The following is a 16,674-nucleotide window of genomic DNA, read 5'->3' on the forward strand; positions in this document are numbered from 1 at the left end:
TACCAGAGTAATAGTATTTACGGGTGCATGATTCGGAGAGACGCAAAGAACTCGGCCTGTTCCTGAGGGCCAGGCGCGATCAGGCACTCCGCTCCGAATACGGACTCCCGCCAATTTCCCGAAAACGCGAGCGTGGACTCCGCCGGGAAGAAGTCGCGTTCCTCTCCGGGGTGAGCGTCACTTGGTACACCTGGCTCGAGCAAGGCCGGGACATTTCCCCGTCGCGGCAAGTACTCGAGGCAATTGCACGGGCCCTGCACTTGTCCGACACGGGGTTGGCCTATGTGTTGTCTCTGGGCGGCTACGCTTCCTCGGTTGCCTCGGCACCCGTGGCCGGCAGCGCTCCCCCGCACGTCCAGCGGCTCCTGGACGCCCTCGATCCCAACCCGTCCTACGCGTTGTCTCCCGACTGGGGTGTCGCAGGGTGGAACAAGGCGTACGCCGCTTTATACCCGAACATCGCCACAGTTCCGGCGGGAGACCGAAACCTCCTGTGGCTCGTGTTCACCGACCCCTACATCCGCGATCTGCTGCCGGACTGGGACGTCACGAGCCGCCGCTTCCTCGCCGAATTCCGCGCCGAAACCGGCCAACGCCTGGGCGACCCCGACGTGAAATTCCAGGTGGAGCGCCTCAAGGAAGCAAGCCCGGAATTCCAGGAAAGCTGGGACCAGTACGACATCCTCGGCTTCGAGTCCCGCGAACGCCTCTTCCACCACCCCGCCGTCGGCGTCCTGCACCTGGAGCACCACCAGGTCTCGCCGTCGGACAGGCCGGACCTGCACCTGGTGGTCTACACACCGGCTCCGGACAGCGGGGCGGAGGAACAGATCGCGCGGCTGATGGCGCCTCTTAGGCGGGGACGACAGGAGCCAAAGACTCAACGCTCTTGATCGCGAGAACGCGCGCCAGGAGGTCTGAAACATCAATCAACCTTTTTCCTGCACGCGTGCTATCGACCTCGATAAGCGGCAATTCCGTGCAGGCTTGGAGCACCACGTCACTTTGAAGTGAAGCGCACAGAGCCAGAAATTCCCGTTCGATGTCAGGCGTTGAGCCGCCGGCAACCTTGACGTCGTAGATGAGATGGTGCAGCGTCTCAGTTTGGGCCGGCAACTCAACACTGAAGTGGTCGGCGAGACCCGCATAGGATGACCACCGGCCCAAGTCCATGGTTTGCCTGCTGCCGAGCAATGCCACACCCTGATCAACGGGGTGGTTGAGCCGGCGCAACTCTTCGATAACCACCTGCGACGGGGTAATCAGCTGGGCCTCGAGTTGCAACGCGTCAAGCCGATCAGCGAAGTAGTTCAGGGTATTGCAGGCAATCACGTAGTAATCTACGTGCGGAGAAATTTGCCGGGCCGCATGCTCCAGTGCATCCCAAACCTGCTCTTCACGCTCTTCCAATTCCATCGAATAACCAAGCTCTGGAATAGAAGTAATGACTACATGGGGCGCATGGATATCGCCTTCGTACATCGCCCCAAGCATGGCCCTGTTGTGGTGAAGGACCTTCGCCCACAAGTCAATGCCTGCCTCGGGTCCCGATCCTGCAATGATTCCAAGCCTTGTTGCTGATGGATTCTTCACGTGGTCTTCTAGTCGAGTGCGGAGAGCGCCTGGGCGCTTGTCTGGTCGAGAACGCGCAGTAGATTTTCACCCATAAGCTTGGCGAGGTCGTCTGATGACCAGCCTCGTTCAGCGAGTCTGTCGATGAGCACAGAGAAGCCCGAGACATCAGCCATTTCATCGGGGAAGTCGTCACAACCGTCGTAGTCGCTGCCCAAGCCGATGTGATCGATGCCTGCAATATCCCGTGCATGCTCAATGTGCTCAATCAGGTGATTAATCGTTGTGGCGGGTCGCAATCCCGCTCGACCATTCACATCCCACTCGTAGTAAGCCTCATCAAGGAACGCTGGAACGAAAGCGATCATGATGACGCCTCCATTCGCTGGAAGTGTTTTCAGGATCGAGTCAGGGACGTTCCTGGGGTGCCGGCATAGGGCTTGGCATGCGGAATGGCTAAAGATGACCGGGGATGTGGACGTCTCTATCGCATCTTTCATTGTGTCCGGGGAAACATGCGATAGGTCAACAAGGACACCAAGCTCGTTCATCGCCTTCACGGTCTCGCGTCCAAAGCTGCTGAGACCGCCATTGATCGGCTTGTCGGTGGCTGAGTCTGCCCAGGGGTTATTTGAATTGTGTGTAAGCGTCATGTACCTGAGACCCAGCCGGGCCAGCATCCGCAAAACAGCGTGGGAACTGCCAATGCTGTGCCCGCCTTCGGCACCAAGCAATGAAGCAATCCGTCCGTCCCGCCAGATTCTCCGTACGTCGTTACCGGTGCGGGCGAGCTCAAAAGACTCCGGATACTTCTTGAGCATCCTGTAAACGAAATCGATCTGTTCGAGAGTGAACTGTACGGACTCAGACTCAGTGGGGGCTGCAGGTGAAAATACGGACCAGAACTGCCCTCCGACTCCACCACGACGCAATTTGTCGATATCGGTGTTGAAATGGGAATCGAGTTCCAGGCCCTCGACTGAGTAGTTGGCAGTTTCTCTCGAAGCCCACGGAAGATCATTGTGTCCGTCAATGAGCGGGACACGACTAAATGCTTCGACTGCAGCTGGATGGGTGAGGGAAGGTTGCGTGGACTTCGTTGTAGGCATTTCTCGGTGTACCTGATTCTTTTGGGGGTGCATCTCTGCACCCAGTCGTTTCCGGGGCTTCTGTATCGACTCGAAGGAATCGAAACAGACTAGGAAGGGATCGAACGAGTGGAAATCAGCGCGGACAGCAGCTGCGCAAGGCGTGCCGTCTGCTCTGGAATTGATGCCACAACCACATGTTCATCAGCAGAGTGCGCACCACCCCCCACGGCACCCAGGCCGTCAAGCGTAGGTATCCCCAGGGCGGCGGTGAAATTTCCGTCGGATCCTCCACCAACAGCCACTCCTTCGAGAACGGGGAGTCCCAGCACCCTTGCTGCCCGTTCGGCGTGATCGAAAAGGGCAGTGGACATACCTGATTCCATGGGTGGGCGATTTGGTCCTCCGGAGATATGTACAGAGGCTTCCGGGTTCACGGTAGTTAGTCCACGAATCCTCACGTCGACGCGACTTTGCTCCTCCGACGTTTCGGCCCGCACATCTACCGTCAGCAAGGCGGAGGCAGGGACCGTGTTGGTGGTGGTCCCGATAGTTCCACTGGTCGGTACCACTGACGTACCGGCGTTCAGATCACCGAGTCCTGCGATTCTTTGTATTTGAGTTGCCATTTCCAGACCGGCGTTTATCCCACGCTCCGGTTCGAGCCCTGCATGGGCCGCCCTGCCCCTCACCTCAATTTCGTACAATGAAACGCCTTTGCGGGCGGTCTTCAACGCACCGCCGGGAGCCGCCGCTTCGAGCACCAGCACCGCCTCGACCTGTGTGGCCTCGGATTCAATGAGTGCGCGGGATGTTTGTGATCCTGTCTCCTCATCGCCTGTGATGAGGATGGTGACGCCATCAAGGGCATCCAGGCCCTCACTCTCGATCATGAGGCTGCAAGCAAAGAGCCCTTGGACAATGCCGACCTTCATGTCAAAGCATCCAGGGCCCCGCATGACGCCATCGACCACCGCCGCGGGAAGCTCGGCCAAGGATCCGATCGGCCAAACGGTGTCGTGGTGCCCAAGCAGGAGGACCCGGCGAACCCCCGGCCCGATCCTCCATAGCAGATGCGGCACATTCCCTATGCGAACTATTTCAGGAGGCTGCCCGAGCAGACGTTGTCCGAGCTGCGCCACATAGGCTGCAGACGATTCAAGTGCAAGGTAGTCACCTGAAGGCGATTCCCGCGCCACGAGTCCCAACGACGCTTCAATCATTTCCAAGGAAACGTTGCGTGCGGCGTCAAGATACGAGAACTCTGTCATGTTTGCTGCTCCTGGATGTCAGTACTAGCCGGATACTTTTCTATAAAGCCGCCCGCCATAGAGAAATTCAACGCCGTCGATGACCAAGTGCTGGAATTCGGTAGCCGATCCTTCGGGATCAGCGACGAATCTGGAATTCGACAACACGCGAACCTGGAGCGGCGGCTGGTCAGGTTCCCCGTCTACGTCAACCTTCGCCGAAGCAGCCAGCAGAAGCTGCCCGTCCTCCCCACGGGTCAACTCGAAGCGGGTCGTCGTCGTTTCATAGGTACCGAGCAGGCCACTGCTATCGAAGTCCGCGCTGATGCCTTCATCGAGGGGTTTCGGATACGTGAGTCCCAGCTCAGCACCAATGGCCGTCTCCAACTCCTTTGCCAGAAGGTACCCCCCACGCGAATTAGTCAGAACACCCATCGCAACATTGGCTTCCGGGAAGGTGTGAAGACTGGCAATCTGGCCGATAGTCGCCCCGCCGTGACGAACAGCCATCGCAGTCCCCCAGTCCGACAAAACCCAGCCCAACCCCCATGCCTTATCCACCGTGGAGACGCTGGACAGGTCGAACTGCGGTGCCCGCATCAGCCGTGCCGACTCCTCCGAAAGGATCCGCTTCCCATTCAGGCCCAGCCCATCACGCATATGCGCCGACGCGAACATGAGCAGATCCTCAACCGTGCCCGTAATGACCCCCGCCGGGCCCATGGACCTCACCAGAACCCAGTCCTTGGTCGGGACAACCTTTTCCCCGGACGCCGGATCAGCACTTGCCAGATGCCCAACCGCGGCACGGAACAGCGGCGCATCCTTGGTCCTGGTGATGACGTGGCTGAGCCCCAACGGTTCATAAAGATAATCAACCAGCACATCATCCCAAGCCTGCCTACGGAGAACTTCAATGATCCTTCCGGCAACCGTGAACCCGGAGTTGCAATAACTCAGCGGCCCTCCAGGCGCGGTAATGCTGGTCGCCGTGGACAACGATGCAACGTACTTCTCGATGCAGTCATCGCCATACCCCGTGTCAGTGAAGAGATCACCATCGATCCCACTGGTGTGGGTCAACAAGTGGCGAACGGTAATCAGGCCCGAATATTCAGAGTTGGCAATCCTGAAGTCAGGAAGAACATCAACAACCAAGGTATCGAGCGTGAGTTTCCCCTCGTCAACCAATTGCATGATCAGCGTTGTGGTCCAGATCTTCGTGATCGACCCGTACTGGAAGATCGTTTCCGGTGTGACCTCAACACCGGTAGCGAGGCTGGTCACCCCGGTCGTCAAAACACGCAGATCCACATCACCCGCTGAATCAAGCGCGATCAAACCAACCTGCACCCCCGGCACGGAATGCTTCGCGGCCAGAGAGTCAAGTCGCTCCTGCCACTCCGGTGTGGTCAGCAGATCTGAAGGAATCGTGACGGACATCAATGCTCCTAAAATTTGGCGTCCCCGTCAGGGGAAAGAAAACGGCGCTTGAACGGGCACCAAGCGAAACTAATAAACGAGCAAGGCGGCGTGCGACATATGCAAGCTCTTCACAAATTCAGTCTTCCAGCGCAGCGCAGACCAAGTACAGTGCGTGGCGCAGCGATATTCGCTTGAGTATTGTCACATCGCACAACAGGGCTGTTTGGGCCATGTCTTCAGGTCGCGAGTGGCCTACCGGACGCTTCGTCATCAAAGAGGCTGTGGGCCAAAACGGCTACGTGGAGGGAAGCGCGGATATGGGGGTCATCGAGACTCACTCCCAAAATCTTCTCGATCTTAGCCAGGCGATCGTACAAAACTGTTCGCGACAGAAGGAGCCGCTTAGCTGCAGCCGCCTTCCCATCTGGTGTCTCGAGCACAACAGTGAGTAGTTCGAGTAACTGGGTGCCGTGCTTGGCATCATAAGTAACGAGTGGCCCCAATTCGCGCCGGACGAACAGGTTTAGCCGTTCGTCGTCGCGTAGTAGATGAATAAGGCCGCGTAGATGTACGTCCGCCAAGGTAACCCAGGGTCTCGGATCGTCGTCCGTTGTGGCGGCCAGGATATTCCTGGCATCGATCAACGTTCGGAATGCTTGTTCAATGCTCTCCACCACTTCGCCGCAGGCCGCAACAAATCCTCCGGACTTTCCTAACTCCTGTGTGAGCCTTCTCAGCACTCCGTCTACCGAGGTGTTCGGCGGTGTACTGACCAGGCCGAGAACATGGTCCGTGTCGAGCCCCACAAGCATTGAAAGTCCAAGTGCCCGCGCTGATGATGTCAGGAGCATCGCAACGTCCGAGGGCTGCCACTGCCTGGACCCTTCCAGGGGGATTCGTCCTCTGATCGCTATTGCAAAAAATTGCCGGGATTGCACGGGAAATTGAGCTGCTTCACACCGCATTGCGAGCTCCGGTGACATGCGACCGGAGCGAAGGTCAGCGAGCAGGTTCGTATGCGTATTGCGTTCGATACTGTCCCGGGCCCGCGTCCGCATCTGGTGAAGAACCAAGGCTCCCGCTGCACGTTCCAGGAGAACGTAGTCGCGGCGGCTGGGCAACGCATCGGTCATGAGCACAAGCCGGCCCCAGTCGTCGCCGCGTGATCCAACAACAGTCATCAGCCACCCCTTGCGACGGTCGTATCCAGTACGTCCAAATGACACTGCCGCCCTTGAACGCCGCGTCCAGTCCTTGAGGATGTCTGTGGTGTTCCGCCCAGCGCTGTCAAAACCGATGACTTGGTGCCTTGTGGTTTCCAAGACCACTGGGAACCCGGCGGACCGTGCAACAGCGCCGAGAATTTCTTCCGGTCCCGATGCCTCCAAATCCAGCCGGGTAAAAGTCTCGTGGACGTGGTCAATGGCCCTCAGGTCTTCAACCTGCGATTCAAGGATGAGCCCCCCGATCTGCTCAGTGACTTCGGCGAAACGTACTTCCCGGTGAAGCGCCACGAGGAGTAGCTCCACCTTGGCGCAAGCGTTGGTGAGGGCTTCAGGGACTTCTTGCCATTTCCTCCCAAGCTCAAGGAGAAGTCCCGCGGCTCCGGCGGCGGCCAGTGATTCCGCGTAGGCGCCAAGGCCTTGGTCGTCCACGGGAAGAAATGAGCCAGTTGTCATCACTAGTTCGTCTCCGCGTAGCAGGTGGGCGATATCGGACACTTCTGCTGGATGTATCCAACGAACTGGGCGGTCGAGTTGGTGTGCAGCAGCGAGAATCTCCGGTTCTGCGGCGGCCAGGACCTGAGTGGCCAGCACTTGCCTCACTGTGGGCAACATATTCCTCCTCGAAGGACGTAGGCAGATACCAATGCATCCGATGCTAATCGAGACATAGTGTCGGGAAACGCGCCTGAAACAGACAACTTGTCGCTTCGTCCCGTTTCTCACTTCGGCGATTCTGGACTAAACAGCCAGCGGAGGACGCCGAGCGGGGACAAGCGTGAAGAGACGGGAATCAGTGAGCATTAACCACACCACCACAGCGACCGAAACAGCGTCGGCCCGAGCCTATCGCCTGGACCGAGAGCATGTGTTTCACTCTTGGTCGGCCCAGGACACCTTGCGCCCTATGGTCATTGCAAAGGCTGAGGGAAGCCATGTATGGGATGCCGACGGCAAGAGGTACTTGGATTTTTCCAGTCAACTCGTCAATATGAACGTCGGCCATCAGCACCCCCGTGTCATCAGGGCCATTCAGGAGCAGGCAGGGAAGCTTTGCACGCTGGCGCCACAGTACGCAGTCGATGTGCGAAGCGAAGCAGCCCGCCTCATCTCGGAGCGGACACCCGGCGATCTCAACAAGGTCTTCTTTACTAATGGCGGCGCGGATGCCAACGAGCATGCTGTCCGGATGGCACGCCTTGTCACAGGTCGCTACAAGGTCCTGACCACCTATCGGTCGTACCACGGGGGAACCACTACTGCGGTCAACATGACCGGCGACCCCCGCCGTTGGGCCAACGACTATGGAAATACCGGGACCGTCCATTTTTGGGGACCCTTCCTGTACCGGTCAGCGTTCCATTCAGAGACAGAAGAGCAGGAATGCCAGCGCGCGCTTGAACACCTTGAACGCACCATCGCCTTTGAGGGACCCACCACCATCGCGGCAGTCGTTCTGGAATCAATCCCGGGGACGGCGGGCGTCATGGTGCCGCCCCCGGGTTACATGCAAGGCGTGCGTGAAATCTGCACCACGTTTGGGATCAAAATGATTGCCGACGAAGTCATGACGGGATTCGGCAGGGCTGGATCCTGGTTTGCCATGGGCGACATGGGAGTCACGCCTGACCTGCTGACTTTTGCCAAGGGCGTTAACTCCGGGTACGTTCCCTTGGGTGGCGTTGCGATCAGCGACGAAATCGCGTCCTTCTTCGGCTCGCGCGTCTATCCCGGTGGCCTGACCTACTCGGGCCACCCACTCGCTGCCGCCTCCGCAGTTGCTGCGATCAACGTCATGGAGGACGAGGGCCTCATAGACAATGCGCGCCGCCTGGGACAAGAGGTGATCGGACCACGACTTCATGAAATGGCTCGCTCCCATCCCAGCCTCGGCGATGTGCGCGGTAAAGGCGTCATGTGGGCCCTGGAGCTGGTTAGCGACCCAGCTACCCGTGCGCCGATGGCACCCTATGGCGGTTCAAGCCCTGCCATGAACGAGGTTTCTGCGTTCTTGAAGGCTCAGGGAATGTTGCCGTTCGTCAACTTCAATCGAATTCACGTGGTGCCCCCTTGCAACATCTCGGATGCAGATACGCGCAAGGGACTGGACATGATCGATGCAGCACTTGCCATTGCGGACAAATATGTAGTCGGCAGTGACAGCTGACGACATGAAGAGGCGCCTCAACCAAGCCACACTGCACAAAATCAGCCATTCACAAGGAGTAATTCACATGGTGCGCGAGCTTTCACATTATGTAGGCGGGCAACGGATCGAGGGCACATCGGGCCGGTTCAGTGACGTTTATGATCCCTGCACGGGCGTGATCCAGGCGAGGCTTCCGCTGGCCAGCGCGGAAGAGGTCCGTAACGCGGTAGCGAATGCGGAGAAGGGCCAGCTCGAATGGGCGGCCATGAACCCGCAGCGGCGGGGACGGATCTTGCTGAAGTTCGTGGACTTGGTGAATGAGAACATGGACGAGCTCGCCGCGCTGCTCTCTTCAGAACACGGCAAGACCTTCGCCGACGCCAAGGGCGATATCCAGCGCGGCATCGAAGTGGTGGAGTTCTCCGCCGGGGCCCCACACCTGCTTAAGGGCGAGTTCTCGGACAGCGCCGGTGCGGGGATCGACGTCCACTCGTTGCGGCAGCCGCTCGGGGTGGTTGCGGGCATCACGCCGTTCAATTTCCCGGCCATGATCCCGTTGTGGAAGTCCGGCCCGGCGCTTGCCGCCGGCAACGCGTTCATCCTGAAGCCCTCCGAGCGTGACCCGTCCGTTCCGTTGCGCCTGGCCGAGCTCTACAGCGAAGCCGGGGTCCCGGACGGCGTCTTCAACGTGATCAACGGGGACAAGGAAGCAGTGGACGCCCTCCTGGAGGACCCGCGGGTCAAAGCGATCGGCTTTGTGGGGTCCACGCCGATCGCGCAGTACATTTACGCCACCGCGGCAGCGCACGGGAAGCGGGCTCAGTGTTTTGGCGGGGCGAAGAACCACATGGTGATCATGCCCGACGCCGATCTGGACATGGCTGCCGACGCCCTGATTGGTGCCGGGTACGGTTCCGCGGGAGAGCGGTGCATGGCGATCTCGGTGGCGGTCCCCGTGGGCCAGGACACCGCTGATGCGCTGGTGGCCAAGCTGAGCGAACGGGTCAAGGACCTCCGCGTCGGGCACAGCATGGACAAGGACGTGGACTTCGGCCCCGTCGTGGCCGCCTCGGCGAAGGAACGGATCGAGGGGTACATCCAGTCCGGCGTCGACGAAGGCGCAACCCTCGTCGCAGACGGCCGCGGCCTCACCGTCGAGGGTTACGACGGTGGGTTCTGGGTGGGTCCCACACTCTTCGATAATGTCACCAAGGACATGAAGATCTACAAGGAAGAGATCTTCGGACCCGTCCTGAGCGTGCTCCGCGCCGCTGACTACGACGAGGCACTGAGGCTTTGCAGCGAGCACGAGTTCGGCAACGGCGTCGCTATTTTCACCCGCGACGGCGATTCCGCCCGGGACTTCGCCAGCCGCGTGGAAGTGGGCATGGTCGGCATCAACGTTCCGATCCCCGTCCCGATCGCGTATTACACCTTCGGTGGCTGGAAAGCGTCCGGTTTCGGTGACCTCAACCAGCACGGAGCCGACGCCTTCCGCTTCTACACCAAAACCAAGACCGTCACCTCACGGTGGCCCTCCGGCATCCGCCAAGGCGCCAGCTTCATCATGCCTGAAGGAAGCTAGCCTTAGTCCATCTATGACAGCACGCAGTGACCAGCTGCCCTCAACCGACGCGAAAGCCAACCCCGAAAGGAGTCAGTTCATGAACGACTACACGCCGTGCACCTTTGAGTCAGGCCCCGCCTCCGCGCCGATTGGAGGTGGCCGCCCATGATCAAACGGCAGGCCTCCCCGGCGCAAGTAGCCGGCCCGCCGCCGTCGGGCCGGGCGACGCGCCGCCACAACCTGATGGTGCCAATGCGTGACGGTGTCGAGTTGGCGTTGGACGTGCTCCTGCCGGACGGCGAAGGCCCGTTCCCGACCGTGCTGGTCCGCACCTGCTACGACAAGAACAGGCACATCGACACGCCACGTCCGGTACTGCAGGCGCTGCTCGGAGCGGGCTACGCGATCGCGGCTCAAGACGTTCGTGGCCGGTTCAACTCCGACGGTCGGTGGGGGATGTACTTCGCCGAATTCGACGACGGGTTCGACACCCTGGAATGGCTGGCCGGGCAGCCGTGGTGCGACGGCAACATCGGCATGTACGGCGTCTCCTACGAGGCGTCGGTGCAGTGGTTCGCGGCCCGCAGCGGCAGCGAACACCTCAAAGCCATCGTGCCGATTGCGGCCACGCCGAGCTCTATGTGGAACAACGAACCCCTTCGCGGCGGGGCATTCCTTGCGCCGATGGTGCAGTACGCGGTGGACATGGGGTATCGCTCCTTCCAAAGTATCGACTTCGGCAACACGCTGTGGGCCGAGGACCGCCCCTCATCGATGGCGTTGCCATTCGCCGACGTTCCCGCAGCCCAGGGCTCGCAAAGCCCATGGATCGCGGAGATGCTGCAGCACCCCACGCTGGACGAGTTCTGGGCGCGCGGCGACTTCAGCTGCTGGGACCAGATCCGGACACCGGCACTGCACATCACCGGCTGGTGGGACATGAACCTGCCGGGTGCCCTGGACAACTACCCGGGAATGCGCGCTGGCGCGGCGACCGCCGAAGCTCGTGACGGTCAGCGGCTCATCATCGGACCGTGGCCGCACTGGATGAACAACACCCGTCAGCTCAACGGCGTCGACTTCGGCGACCAAGCCATCATCGACCTCGACGGGCACATCGTTGAGTTCTTCGACCGGCACCTGAAGGGCGTGCAGGCCGCGCCCGACGAGGACCCGGTGCACGTCTTCGTGATCGGCGCCAACGAGTGGTGGGCCTCGGACCAATGGCCGCTCGCCGAAGGCGCCGACCGCGAGCTGTTCCTCAGCTCGGATGGCAGCGCCAACAGCCTGCACGGCGACGGCGGGTTGACCTGGGAGAGCCCGGGCGACAGCCCCGCGGACGAATACGACTACGACCCCTTGAACCCGGTGCACGCGTTCTTCCACATGTGCGCCGACGGTCCGGTGGATGACCGGATCCCGAGCCAGCGGCCGGACGTGCTCTGCTACACAACCGCTGCCCTGGACAAGGACATCGACGTGGTGGGTCCGGTGCTGCTTCGGCTCTGGGCCGCCTCCTCGGCAACGGACACCGACTGGCACGCCCGCCTGGTCGACGTCCACCCGGACGGCTCCGCCCGGTACCTGTGTCACGGCGTGCTGCGTGCCAGGTTCCGGGACGGCTTCACTACACCGGCCCTGCTTGAGCCGGACCGCCCCTACGAGTACGAGATCCCGATGGACGCGGTGGGCATCCGGTTCGGCGTCGGGCACCGCATCCGACTGGAGATCACCAGCAGTTGGTCACCCCGTTACGACCGCAACACCAACACCGGCGCGGACAACCCGTTCCAGGAGAGCCGTACAGTTGTGGCGCACCAGACGATTCTGCACGACGCAGAGCATCCGTCCCGGCTCGTTGTACAGGTGGTCGAACGGGACGCCGATCAGGCGTCAGCGCCCCACCAGCCATGACCGCGATCAGGTAGAGCCCTGATCCGGCCAGCGAGCCGACGGCGGCGGCGCACCATAGCGTCGCGGCAGTGTTGAGGTTCAGTCCCTCACGCATGATCACCCCGGCAACCAGCGCGTTGGTGCGGATTCCAGCCCTCCGGGGCAGTCAGGGGTTGCAGCGGCTTTGTCATCTTGGCACTCCTCTTCAAAGTCATGCGACACAAAGAGGTAGACGACGCCGGGTACGGTCCTGGATCTCCACCAGCAAATCCAGGACCCCGGGGCGCTTTGTCCTCACTACAGGTGAGGGCCCGGCCTCGCCGCTACGAGGAATGGTGACTCCTGCTTCGAGGCCTCGGCCATGCTGCGCCTGACGAGTTCGTACCCGTTCTTCAAGCAGTCTGCGGGTGTCGCACCATACGGTCCCGCACCGGTCGACTCAGGAGACCACCAGCTGGCCGCGAAGCCGGGAGACCAGAGTCTCATCCAGGCCTGCGGCCCGCAGGGGCTCCAGGGCGTCGCCGTATTTCTCGTCGAGCTTCAGCAGGGCCAGCCGGAGGACCGAGGGCCTGGCATCCAGCATCGGAGGCAGGTTGTCCAAGTCCAGGGACTCAAGGAACTCCCGCGGACCAGCGGGCGAGTCACCATCCGCTGCTCCCCCGGGCTCGACGCCGTTGCCCGTCGTCGGAGCCGCCGGCGCAGCGGCCAGCCATCGCGCGACCATAGTACGGAGATTCCCGGCCGTGACGCCGTAGTCCCGGATGATCTCTTCATCCTCGGCACCAAGGATTCTCAACAGCAGCGCGGCCAGGATCCCGGTGCGGTCTTTGCCTGCGGCGCAGTGGAACACCAGGCCTCCCGCACTCCAGGCAATGAGGCTCAATATGCTCACCATTTGCCTTGAATGCTGCTCGACCAGGCGTACATAGATTTCGGCCATATCGTCGTCGTCGGCCGGCGTTGCGTAGCCGTCCATCACCTGACCGCCGAGCGCCACATTATGGTAGTCAATCCCGCGGGAGCCCAGCCGCGCAAGATTCACCTTGGCGGTTTCCTCCGCACCTCGAAGGTCCACCACATCAGTGATTCCGTGCTCCGCCAGGAGAAGGTCAAGAAACTCATCAGTTGCCGTACTGAGATCATCGCTGCGGAACACGCGCGATGAGCGCACCTCTCCGCCGGAGACAGGAATCCCGCCAAGGTCGCGGAAGTTTCCCGGTTGGGTAAAAATCGTTGAAGGCATAGTCGCCATCTTTCTCTTTGAAGCCCCTGTCCGAGGGGCTAGAAGAAACTGTGAATGTCTTGACGCTCGTGGGGCTCGCAGACGGGACTGCGCGGGCCCTGACCAAACAGCAGGAGGGGGCCCCCGGGTGCAGGTCCCGGGAGCCCCTCTTGTCTGGCCGCTGAGGAGAATCTAGGCGACTACTTTCTCGTACAGCCGCCCGCCATAGAGAAATTCGACGCCGTCGATGACCAAGTGCTGGAATTCGGTAGCCGATCCTTCGGGATCAGCGACGAATCTGGAATTCGACAGCAGGTGAGCCTGGAGCGGCGGCTGGTCAGGTTCTCCGGAGAGATCAACCTTCGCCGAAGCAGCCAGCAGAAGTTGCCCGTCCTCCCCGCGGGTCAACTCGATGCGGGTCGTCGTCGTTTCATAGGTGCCGAGCAGGCCACTGCTGTCGAAGTCCGCGCTGATGCCTTCATCGAGGGGTTTCGGATAGGTGAGTCCCAGCTCAGCACCGATGGCCGTCTCCAACTCCTTTGCCAGAAGGTACCCGCCACGTGAATTGGTCAGAACACTCATCGCAACATTTGCTTCCGGGAACGTGTGAAGACTGGCAATCTGACCGATAGTCGCCCCGCCATGACGAACAGCCCTCGCAGTCCCCCAGTCCGACAAAACCCAGCCCAACCCCCATGCCTTATCCACCGTGGAGACGCTGGACAGGTCCACCTGCGGTGCCCGCATCAGCCGCGCCGACTCCTCCGAAAGGATCCGCTTCCCATTCAGGCCCAGCCCATCACGCATATGCGCCGACGCGAACATGAGCAGATCCTCAACCGTGCCCGTAATGACCCCCGCCGGGCCCATCGACCTGACAAGAACCCAGTCCTTGGTCGGGACAACCTTTTCCCCGGACGCCGGATCAGCACTTGCCAGATGCCCCACCGCGGCACGGAACAGCGGAGCATCCTTGGTCCTGGTGATCACGTGGCTGAGCCCCAACGGTTCATAGAGATAATCAACCAGCACATCATCCCAGGCCCGCCCGCGGAGAACTTCAATGATCCTTCCGGCAACCGTGAACCCGGAGTTGCAATAACTCAGCGGCCCTCCAGGCGCGGTAATGCTGGTCGCCGTGGACAACGACGCAACGTACTTCTCAATGCAGTCATCGCCATACCCCGTGTCAGTGAAGAGATCACCATCGATCCCACTGGTGTGGGTCAACAAGTGGCGAACGGTAATCCGGCCCGAATACTCAGAGTTGGCAATCCTGAAGTCAGGAAGAACATCAACAACCAGGGTATCGAGAGTGAGTTTCCCCTCATCAACCAACTGCATGATCAGCGTTGTGGTCCAGATCTTCGTGATCGACCCGTACTGGAAGATCGTTTCTGGAGTGACCTCCACACCAGTGGCGAGACTGGTCACTCCAGTCGTCAAAACACGCAGATCCACACCGCCGGTTGAATCAAGCGCGATCAACCCAACCTGCACCCCCGGCACGGAGTGCTTCGCGGCAAGAGAATCAAGTCGCTCCTGCCACTCCGGCGCGGTCAGCAAATCAGAAGGAATTTTTACGGACATCGATGCTCCTAAAAATTATCAGTTCCCGAAGTGGGAGAAAACTGGACTGGAAGGTAAGTGAGATTTCCCTGCCCGTTACTCAGACTGGCGGAATGACCAAGGATCAATAACGCCAGACAGGTTGGCCGTAAATCCCCGCATGTAGATCTTGCTATCGAACCAACCCAACGGAAGGATGTCCGCATCGGAAACAAGCGCGCGCTCTGCTGCCTGCCATTCAGGGCATCCCGCAGTTCCAACAGTCCCCATTGCCGCAGCAACGTTCTTGTTATAGGTAGCATTCTGAATGTTGGAGAAGTTGTTCGACGTATTGCCGCTGAAGTAAGTAGTCAGAACGTTAGGAAAGGAGTTGAGGACATTAATGTCGACAATATCCCAGTCTGATGCACCTGGCTTGAAGAGTATGTCGATGATGGTCGCGACATCCGTGGATTTCAGGGTCACATCAACTCCCAGCTTTTTCCAAATGTCGGCCTGGTGCTCAAAGGCCGCATTCTTCTCAGCCCCAGAAGTGTAAACGAACGTGACGGCTAGCTTTTGGCCGTCTTTTTTGCGCGCACCGCCATCTGACATTTTCCAGCCGGCATCATCAAGTGTCTTGGCCGCGGCGTTCAGATCGAATGCCGGGATGGACTTGTAGACGTCGTCAAGGGCGCAGGTGCGTGGCTTCCCTACGAGGAGAGACTGGGTGGGACTTCCCTTGCCACCGGCAAGAATGTCGATGACTTCCGAGGTGTTCGTGCTTTGTACGAGAGCCTTCTTGACCGCAGGATCTGAATTTACCCGAGAACTTCGCTGGTTGAAAAACAACTCGCTCGAAGGTTGCTGAACGGAAAGGCCATTCATCTTAAGTGCGTCAAGCCGTCCGGTATCTGCTCCAGTGACAGAAGCAACACTCGCGTCTCCGGAAGCAAGCAGGTTGGCCCGGGTTGTGTTGTCCTCCACAACAGTGACCACTACCGACTTTGGCAATCCTGGAGTTTCAGAAGTTGTTCCCTCAGGCCCCCAGTTGTACCCTGTCCGACGGGTCATCGTATAGCTTTCTCCTGGCTTCACGTCGCTGAGGGTGTAGAGACCGGTTCCACCGAAAGCTCCGGCATACTTGGCGGGGTCCTTAAGCGCAGCGCTACAGGCAATAAAGACGCGGCCTACATTCTCAACGAGGAAAGGCGATGGAGTCTTCGACGTCAAGGTAACCGTTCGGCTCGCGTTGTCGGCCTTAGCCTTCAAGTCCTCCGGAACCTTCGCACCCAGCTCAGACGAGTTGTTCGCCGGATCCGTAATCCATGTGAAATTATCGGCTACTGTCTGCGCCGTCAGTTCGGATCCGTCGTTGCAGGTAATTCCGGGCTTCAGAGTGAAGGTGGCTTCCGTGGTCGTCGCCGTCCATGATTCAGCCAACCAAGGCCTTGGCTTTCCATCATTATCCAGGGAAATCAAATTATCATAGCCAAAGGCGATCACTTGCTTACCGTCTGAAGATGCATTCGACAACGGGAATAGGTTTCCGGGTTCTCCAGAAGCTGCGATTTTCAGTGTCCCGTCGGTCACCACTTTCCCGGACGATGTGTTTCCGTCCGGGCTGGATCCGCAGGAAGTCAGGGCAAGCGCTCCTGCCGCAAAAATTGCAGCACAGGGCATTAATTTCTTGTTCATTAAGGCATCCTTCAGGTAAGTAGACTCGAGAAGATAGGT

The 16,674-nt window shown here is 59.9% G+C and carries 12 protein-coding genes; 4 read left to right on the plus strand and 8 right to left on the minus strand.

Features of this window, described 5'->3' with window-relative positions:
- Positions 1-23: 23 nt before the first annotated feature.
- Positions 24-893 (plus strand): helix-turn-helix transcriptional regulator, encoded by an 870-nt coding sequence (locus ACFVSJ_RS04115; protein WP_387434662.1) that lies wholly within the window; start codon positions 24-26, stop codon positions 891-893.
- Here the strand turns inward: ACFVSJ_RS04115 and ACFVSJ_RS04120 are convergent.
- From ACFVSJ_RS04120 to ACFVSJ_RS04140, 5 genes are all read right to left on the minus strand, one after another.
- A complete protein-coding gene (locus ACFVSJ_RS04120; protein WP_387434664.1) occupies positions 853-1,593 on the minus strand; it encodes an aspartate/glutamate racemase family protein in 741 nt (246 codons plus the stop codon). The two genes, ACFVSJ_RS04115 and ACFVSJ_RS04120, sit on opposite strands and share 41 nt — an antisense overlap.
- Before the next feature lie 8 nt (positions 1,594-1,601).
- Complete coding sequence (locus tag ACFVSJ_RS04125) at positions 1,602-2,681, minus strand: dipeptidase (protein ID WP_387434666.1); 1,080 nt, start codon at positions 2,679-2,681, stop codon at positions 1,602-1,604.
- 89 nt (positions 2,682-2,770) lie between these two features.
- Positions 2,771-3,931 carry a M20 family metallopeptidase gene (locus ACFVSJ_RS04130; protein WP_387434667.1) on the minus strand — a complete coding sequence of 387 codons (1,161 nt, stop codon included), beginning with the start codon at positions 3,929-3,931 and terminating at the stop codon, positions 2,771-2,773.
- A 24-nt stretch (positions 3,932-3,955) separates the two neighbouring features.
- A complete protein-coding gene (locus tag ACFVSJ_RS04135; protein ID WP_387434668.1) occupies positions 3,956-5,353 on the minus strand; it encodes a serine hydrolase domain-containing protein in 1,398 nt (465 codons plus the stop codon).
- Positions 5,354-5,571: 218 nt separating this feature from the next.
- A complete protein-coding gene (locus ACFVSJ_RS04140; protein WP_387434789.1) occupies positions 5,572-7,173 on the minus strand; it encodes a PucR family transcriptional regulator in 1,602 nt (533 codons plus the stop codon).
- Positions 7,174-7,354: 181 nt separating this feature from the next.
- Between ACFVSJ_RS04140 and ACFVSJ_RS04145 the strand changes: the two genes are divergently transcribed.
- The 3 genes from ACFVSJ_RS04145 to ACFVSJ_RS04155 all read left to right on the plus strand — a co-directional run bounded on the left by ACFVSJ_RS04145 (position 7,355) and on the right by ACFVSJ_RS04155 (position 12,188).
- A complete protein-coding gene (locus ACFVSJ_RS04145) occupies positions 7,355-8,725 on the plus strand; it encodes an aspartate aminotransferase family protein (RefSeq protein WP_387434669.1) in 1,371 nt (456 codons plus the stop codon).
- A gap of 67 nt (positions 8,726-8,792) precedes the next feature.
- A complete protein-coding gene (locus ACFVSJ_RS04150; RefSeq protein ID WP_387434671.1) occupies positions 8,793-10,292 on the plus strand; it encodes a CoA-acylating methylmalonate-semialdehyde dehydrogenase in 1,500 nt (499 codons plus the stop codon).
- Positions 10,293-10,439: 147 nt separating this feature from the next.
- Complete coding sequence (locus ACFVSJ_RS04155) at positions 10,440-12,188, plus strand: CocE/NonD family hydrolase (protein WP_387434673.1); 1,749 nt, start codon at positions 10,440-10,442, stop codon at positions 12,186-12,188.
- A gap of 418 nt (positions 12,189-12,606) precedes the next feature.
- On the opposite strand, the gene ACFVSJ_RS04160 is transcribed toward ACFVSJ_RS04155, so the two are convergent.
- From ACFVSJ_RS04160 to ACFVSJ_RS04170, 3 genes are all read right to left on the minus strand, one after another.
- Positions 12,607-13,410 (minus strand): tyrosine-protein phosphatase, encoded by an 804-nt coding sequence (locus ACFVSJ_RS04160; protein ID WP_387434674.1) that lies wholly within the window; start codon positions 13,408-13,410, stop codon positions 12,607-12,609.
- A gap of 171 nt (positions 13,411-13,581) precedes the next feature.
- Complete coding sequence (locus ACFVSJ_RS04165) at positions 13,582-14,979, minus strand: serine hydrolase domain-containing protein (protein ID WP_387434675.1); 1,398 nt, start codon at positions 14,977-14,979, stop codon at positions 13,582-13,584.
- A 75-nt stretch (positions 14,980-15,054) separates the two neighbouring features.
- The gene (locus ACFVSJ_RS04170) at positions 15,055-16,635 is read right to left on the minus strand and encodes an ABC transporter substrate-binding protein (RefSeq protein WP_387434677.1); all 1,581 of its coding nucleotides are present in this window, start codon (positions 16,633-16,635) and stop codon (positions 15,055-15,057) included.
- Positions 16,636-16,674: the final 39 nt, after the last annotated feature.

The organism is Paenarthrobacter sp. NPDC058040 (assembly GCF_042885775.1).
GTDB lineage: Bacteria > Actinomycetota > Actinomycetes > Actinomycetales > Micrococcaceae > Arthrobacter.

Excerpts from the sequence above, each read along its gene's own strand:
- ACFVSJ_RS04125 (WP_387434666.1), bottom strand. The coding sequence starts at position 2,681 with ATGCCTACAACGAAGTCCACGCAACCTTCCCTCACCCATCCAGCTGCA.
- ACFVSJ_RS04170 (WP_387434677.1), bottom strand. The coding sequence starts at position 16,635 with ATGAACAAGAAATTAATGCCCTGTGCTGCAATTTTTGCGGCAGGAGCG.
- ACFVSJ_RS04130 (WP_387434667.1), bottom strand. The coding sequence starts at position 3,931 with ATGACAGAGTTCTCGTATCTTGACGCCGCACGCAACGTTTCCTTGGAA.
- ACFVSJ_RS04150 (WP_387434671.1), top strand. The coding sequence starts at position 8,793 with ATGGTGCGCGAGCTTTCACATTATGTAGGCGGGCAACGGATCGAGGGC.
- ACFVSJ_RS04140 (WP_387434789.1), bottom strand. The coding sequence starts at position 7,173 with ATGTTGCCCACAGTGAGGCAAGTGCTGGCCACTCAGGTCCTGGCCGCC.
- ACFVSJ_RS04135 (WP_387434668.1), bottom strand. The coding sequence starts at position 5,353 with ATGTCCGTCACGATTCCTTCAGATCTGCTGACCACACCGGAGTGGCAG.
- ACFVSJ_RS04155 (WP_387434673.1), top strand. The coding sequence starts at position 10,440 with ATGATCAAACGGCAGGCCTCCCCGGCGCAAGTAGCCGGCCCGCCGCCG.
- ACFVSJ_RS04160 (WP_387434674.1), bottom strand. The coding sequence starts at position 13,410 with ATGCCTTCAACGATTTTTACCCAACCGGGAAACTTCCGCGACCTTGGC.
- ACFVSJ_RS04165 (WP_387434675.1), bottom strand. The coding sequence starts at position 14,979 with ATGTCCGTAAAAATTCCTTCTGATTTGCTGACCGCGCCGGAGTGGCAG.